We start from the raw sequence: 6,126 nt of genomic DNA on the forward strand, positions 1-6,126 counted from the left end.
GAGCGGGCGGGACGCACCCACCGTGACTCACGACGAACTGCCTGCGGGCCACGACCGTTTCAGCGCGGACTCCCCGACCGCGCCGGCCCACCACCACGCAGTCGGAATGCACCTCGACAAGGACGTCGTCACCGCCCTGGAGAAGCCGTTGCCGAAGAGGTGAAGGCCAAGCCCAGGGGGCTCCTTTGAAGAACATCGGGCGGGTCACCGAAAACGATTACGCTCGGAAAGAGCAGCGGCGCATATGTTGCCGGCACGAAATCCGGTTGAAGGCTGTCCTCCTCGGGCGCTCCCGGGTTCGGCAGACCAGCCAGGTCCGTCTCGCTGCCGACCGCAAGTGACGCCTTCCGGCGCCTGGTCCTCGCCCGCCGCCGGGACCGGCCGGCCGCTCCTGCTCACATTCCGCCGGCGGTCCTCGTCGCCGTGCTGGTGGTGTAGGAGGCATCGTCCGAGAGCAGCCGGGCGAGGGCTCCGGTGATCTCCTCGGGCTGGTCGGCGGTGCTCGTGGGGGCGATCTCCGCGGGCCGGCGTGCCGCTGCGGGTCAGCGTGGAAACCGGTCGAGTTCCTGCCGGTGGTGACGCAGTTGACCCGGATGCCGCCGGCCGCCACCTTCTTGGGCAACCCGACCGTCGGGGCGGCCCACGGCGGCCTTTGCCGCCCGCAGCGCAGTGGACGTAGGTGCCGGGGCTGCTGAGGGTCGCGGCGACGGAGCAGACGTTCACGATCGCCCCGCCCGCCGTCGTGTCGCCGGTGGCCCGGCGGGCCCACAGCAGGCAGCCCACGACGTTGACTTCCAGGGCCTGCCGCATCCCTTCGGGATCTGCGGTCGTCAGCGGTCCGGCTGGCCGCTCAACCCGGGGCTGTTCACCAGGCCGGTGACCAGCCCCAGGTGCGCGGCGGCAGTCTCGGACAAACGGTCCGCGTCCGCCGCGTCGGAGGTGTGGACCGCGCCGGGGCAGCCGGCCGGCCCAGCGCGCGTACCCCTTCGGCCACGCCTTCGGCCGCTTCGGCGTCCGTCCGGTCGCCGATGGAGGCGTCATGTCCTTCGGCTGCCGGCCGCAGGCAGACCGCCGCGCCGATGCCCCTACATGTGCGCGCCGGGGCTCTGGTCTCCGCCGGAACTCCGCAGTCCCGGATGGTGCAGCCGGGGGATCGGTGAGGCGCGTCCGGTGTGGCCGGTGTCTTGCAGGACAAAACTGCCCGAGAGTCGCATTTGTCATATTTTCCGCAGGAAGGCTGCTTCATGCCGCGCTCACGCCTCGGCACCTCTTTGACTCTCGTCCTCGGCGTCCTGATCACCTGCGCCATGGCGGTGCTGCCTCACGCGAACGCGGATGAGGTGCCGCCTTCCGAACCGTTCGCCGCCGTGCAGTACGGCACGAACGGCTGCATCGAGGTCGGTGTCCGGGAGACCCAGCCCAAGCCGTACGCGGCCCCCGAGGGCTACGAACCAGCGGCCAACGCCTACCCGGGCTTCGGCTACGACCCGGCCGCCCTCGGCTTCACCGTCACCAACGGCACCAACGCCTGCCGCTACAACTTCCGCGACGCCACCGGAACAACGGTGATCGGCTCCGCCTACTGCGTCCAGTGGGCGAAGGGCCAGCGCACCGGCACCGGCTACGACCCGGAACCGGCCGGAACCATCCGCAACGCGGGCTACGTCCAGCGCATCCTGCAGGAGTACTGGCCCGCCACGGACCTGCCCGCAGTGCCCTCCACGAATGCGACGGTGGCCAACCGTCAGCGCTCGGGCACGGTCGCGATGGCCATCCACTACTTCACCGACGGCATCGTGATGCCGCCGGACTACCAGGACAGGGCGCTCTACGAGGTCGTGCAGAAGATCGTGACCGACGTGCTGGCCGCCGGCCCGGCCCCGGCCGCCGCCGATCCCACCCCGACGATCGAGGGCCCGGACGGCGGCGCGGCCGGAGAGCTGATCGGCCCGTTCGCCATCGGGGCCAACGCGACCGGCCCGATCACCGTGACCGTCGAAGGCGCCGAAGCCTTCCTCGACCCTGCGGGCACCCAGCCGTTCGCGAGCGGGGGCTCCCTCGCTCCCGGTGGCCAGCTCTGGCTGCGTTCGGCTACGCCCGCCTCTGCGACCCTGGCCGCCACCGGGCCCGTGACGGCACAGATCGGCACCCTCATGAAGGGCGACCCGGCCTACAAGGTGCAGGCGATGATGCTCGCCCAGGCACTGCCGCTGCAGGGCAAGTCGGCCGTGACGGTGGACATCGCGGCGGGTGACCCGCCCCGGATGACCAGCGAGGTCTCCGCTGCCACGCTCACCACCGGTGAGACCGTCACCGACACCGTCATCGTGTCGGGCCTCACCGGGGCCGGCTCGCTCGCCATCACTCTCTACGGGCCCCTGAGCGCGGTGAACGGCGGCTGCGCCGACGTCGACTGGACCGGCACACCGCCCGTCGCGCGTCGCTTCGACCCGGTGACACTGACCGGTTCCGACCGCACCACCACGCCGGAACAGACCATGACCGAGCAGGGCTGCTACTCCTTCGGCGCCGTTCTGGATCCCGCATTCGGCGAGGACGTCTCCTTCGCCCCGGGCGAACCGCACGAGACGTTCCTGGTCGAGCCCCGGTACGTACCGCCCGTTCTCTCCGTCACCACCCGGGCGTCGGCCACCACGGTGCAGGCAGGCGAAGGCGTGAGCGACGACGTGACGGTATCCGGCCTCCCCTCCGAGCGCACGCTGACCGCCACCGTCACGCTCTACGGGCCCCTCGCGCCCGGCGCCGACGGCACCTGCGACGGCATCGACTGGTCCGCACCCGACCTGCCGGTGGCGGCCCGCCACACCCCCATCGTGTTCACCTCGGACGGTACGAAGACCACCGACGTGGTGCATCCGGAAGACGCCGGCTGCTACAGCTTCGACGCCGAAGTGACGCACGACGCCCTCACCGGCGGCCAGGTGCCCGTGAGCCATGGCCTCGGCCTGAAGGCGGAGACCGTTCTCGTCGAGGCCGGGCCGAGTCCCACCCCCACTCCAACCCCGACCCACACCCCGACCCACACTCCGACCCACACGGGCCCCGTTCCACCACACCCACACCCGCACCCGCACGGCGCGCTCGCCAACACCGGCAACACTGACCCCCTGTTGGGCCTGATCGCCGCCGCCGCGGCCTGCTGCGTCGGGCTCGGCGCCCTGGTGATGATCCGCCGGCGCCGCCACGGCTAGGACAACGACCCACGGCCGCCCCCGACCGGGCACGGCACAGGACCGGAGTAACGGCGCGGCTCCCCTCCCGGAACTCCGGGACGGGAGCCGCGCCGTGCCGTGCGGGATTACCGGCCCCGCCCGGGACGGCGGACGGGGGCGGGCCGGGCGGGCTGTTGGCGGTATACGGGGACAGCAGCCTCCGCCAGGGCGGCCGGGACACGGCCCGCACCCGGCCGGCCCAGCAATGTCCGCCGGCACGGCCGCAACCCGGCCAGTGAGCGGGAACGGCGCCACGCTCCCGCGGAAGCAGGCCCGCGGCCCGCACGAGACCGGCCGGGCCGGGGGTGAGCCGTCGGCGGGAGCGCGGCGGCGGGGACGGCGGAACGCGGTGCCCGACAGCGGACCGGAACCAGCAGCACAAGAACCGCCCGGGCCCGCCGACTGCCCACCGGCCGGGTACGGCCCTGCGGGCGGGGACCGGCTGAGGGATCCTGCTGGCGGGGGCGACGGTCTCCGCCGGGACAGCAGGATGCGGCCCGCCGCCGGGCCGGCCACGGGAGCGGAGCGGTCACGACGGGCCGGAACTGGCGGCACAGCTGCGGCAACGGTCGACGGGACCGCCGCGCGCGTCGGCCTGGACTCGGCGGGCCGAAACTCGCGATCGTTCAGGCAGATCATGATGACGGCCGCTCAGGCCGGGGTGCCGACGGCGGTGTCCGCCGCGCCGGGCGCGCACCACCGCGGTGACCACCCATGGAGCTGCGCATGACGCCCCCGCGCACCGGGGTGCACCCGGGCGCGGCGGGGCCGGGGCGGCCCGGAGGCGACAGAGGGGGGTGGCGCTGGGAGCTGTTGTCCCAACCGTCCAGCACCTCAGCAGCCGCGTACGCCGACCACCTGCCCACTTGAGTACCCCCCACCCGGAAACCAAACATCCCGCCACGCCTGCGACGAACCCATGGGGACGGACCCGCGGCCTCCCAGCCCCAGGTGACACCACCACCAGGCAAAACAGGGAGCCGGCCTCCCAGCTCCGCTGAGAAAACAGACAATCCGGACTCCTGGGAGACCGGGCTGGGAGGTCAGCAGCTTCGTCCGTCTCCCGGCCGCTTGGCGGGTGACGGGCCTTCGTCACCATCGGCGTGCGGAGGCGTTCTCTACGTGACGGGTGTGGAAGGACGAGCTTTCTGCCCCGGACGACCTGCAGGAGGACCGCCCATGGGCAGCGAGGCGCAGTTCCAGAAGTCAGCCGACACCGTCGCCAATTTAGACAAGGACGGCCCGATCCGTCCCACCTCGGATGATCAGCTGTACCTCTACAAGTACTTCAAGCAGGCGAAGGTGGGGAACAACGACACACCCAAGCCAGGGATGATGAACTTCACCGCCAAGTACAAGTGGGAGGCCTGGACTTCGGTGAAGGACGTGTCCCGGGAAGAGTCCCACGAGAAGTACGTGTCGAAGCTGGTGGAGATCCTCGAAAAGGTGGGCGACGAGAAGGCCCGCGGGTACATCCAGGAGATCAGCGCCCTGGCCTGAGTACCGGCGCCGCCGGGGTGCGAGGTCTGCGCCCGGCGGCCGGCCGGGTCCGATGTGACGGAGGTCGGCGCGTCCGTCGGAGCGTCCGTCGGCTTCTTCGCCCGCCGTGCTGGGCCTCCCGAACGGGCGACCCGTCCCCCGCACGGCGCGATCAGCCGGAGCCGGTGCCGCCGGGCGGCCTCTGGGGGCCCTGTTCGAATCGCCCGTCCCCTAAAAGGGTGGTCCGAGGGCCGTCGTGGATGGCGAGCGTGCGGTCGGGTAGGCAGGGGCGGACCTGCCCCCATGATCAACTGGAGTTCCTGTGTCCGGATACGTCTCTGTCCCTCCCAGCCGCCAGTCCCGGGCGCGTCTGGGTGAAATAACCCTGCGTGACTTTAGAACCAGCGGGGTCAAGAAGGATCTGCGGCCCCGCCATGGGCACTCTGCGGCCCAAGGTGCTTTGGGCAACGGGGCCGGCCCACTCGTTCACTTGCCGCTGTCCGCCTTGCCATGGGCCGGTGAATCGGCACCTACGCCCGGTGAGTACGACGAACTGAGCTCCACGCCCGGCCTCTGACACAACGTCAATGGTGGGCCGTCGCCGGACCACCGGGCAGCGGCCCACCATTGACGTTGTGAAGATCAAGCAACCGGCCCAGAGCCGGAACGCGGGCCCTCGCGCCGCGGCGGCGGCTTCGAGCGACACCGTTCTGGGGAGGATCTGGGCGACGCCCTGGTCTCCGCCAGCGGGTACTTTTTGTGGGCTATCGGGTCCGGAAGCGGCGGAAGAGGTTGCGGGCTACGTGTACGCCCGGCCCGCCGAAGCCGACGATGTCGACGCGCCCGTCGCCAGTGATGTCGGCCAGGAAGCGGGAGTGGCGGTCGACCCGCCAGCCGCCGGCGTCCTCGTTGTACCCAAAGCCGCGGCATACCAGCTGAGCCTTTTCGAAGGTGCCGTCGCCGTTGTTGTGGGAGACCCACACGCCCTCGTTGCCGAAGCCGATGATGTCGGGCTTCTTGTCACCCGTGACGTCGGCGAGGAGGCGGAGGTGCTTCCCGCCCGTCCACCCCTGCGCTTGCCCGTAGTCGTTCAGGACGAGCCGGGCGGGTTCGAACGTGCCGTCGCCGCGTCCGCGGGCGACGACGACACCTTGGGGGCCGAAGCCGACCATGTCCGGCACTCCGTCGCTGGTGGTTTTGATCAGGAACCGGGGGTGCTCGTCGATGGAGGTCCATCCCTGGTCGACCCCGAAGTCATCGAGGATGTAGAGAGGTTCGGCGAATACCCCTTCTTCGTCCTGGAGGGAGACCCAGAGGCCGTCGTCGTGGCAGCCGACGATGTCGAGCCTGCCGTCGCCGGTGGTGTCGGCGAGGAAGCGGGGGTGCTTGTCGACCAGCCAGCCGCCGGCCTCCT

General features: G+C 71.2%; 4 protein-coding genes and 1 pseudogene. 3 read left to right on the plus strand and 2 right to left on the minus strand.

Translation table 11 applies throughout. From position 1 onward, the window contains the following. Positions 1-22 precede the first annotated feature (22 nt). On the plus strand, positions 23-163 hold the full coding sequence (locus tag Q0994_RS29895) for a hypothetical protein (protein WP_299540821.1): 141 nt from the start codon (positions 23-25) through the stop codon (positions 161-163). Positions 164-395: 232 nt separating this feature from the next. Here the strand turns inward: Q0994_RS29895 and Q0994_RS29900 are convergent. Further along, positions 396-1,138 (minus strand): annotated as a pseudogene (locus Q0994_RS29900) (SDR family oxidoreductase). A gap of 106 nt (positions 1,139-1,244) precedes the next feature. Here Q0994_RS29900 and Q0994_RS29905 point away from each other — a divergent pair. Together Q0994_RS29905 and Q0994_RS29910 are read left to right on the plus strand one after the other, a co-directional pair. Next, complete coding sequence (locus Q0994_RS29905) at positions 1,245-3,212, plus strand: hypothetical protein (RefSeq protein WP_299540825.1); 1,968 nt, start codon at positions 1,245-1,247, stop codon at positions 3,210-3,212. A gap of 1,200 nt (positions 3,213-4,412) precedes the next feature. Then, positions 4,413-4,733, plus strand: coding sequence for an acyl-CoA-binding protein (locus Q0994_RS29910; protein WP_299540827.1), 321 nt, complete (start codon positions 4,413-4,415; stop codon positions 4,731-4,733). A 743-nt stretch (positions 4,734-5,476) separates the two neighbouring features. Here Q0994_RS29910 and Q0994_RS29915 read toward each other — a convergent pair. Beyond that, the coding region (locus tag Q0994_RS29915; protein WP_299540829.1) for a VCBS repeat-containing protein at positions 5,477-6,126 on the minus strand (650 nt) is incomplete at its 5' end.

It is taken from the genome of uncultured Streptomyces sp. (assembly GCF_947488945.1).
Classification (GTDB): Bacteria; Actinomycetota; Actinomycetes; order Streptomycetales; family Streptomycetaceae; genus Streptomyces.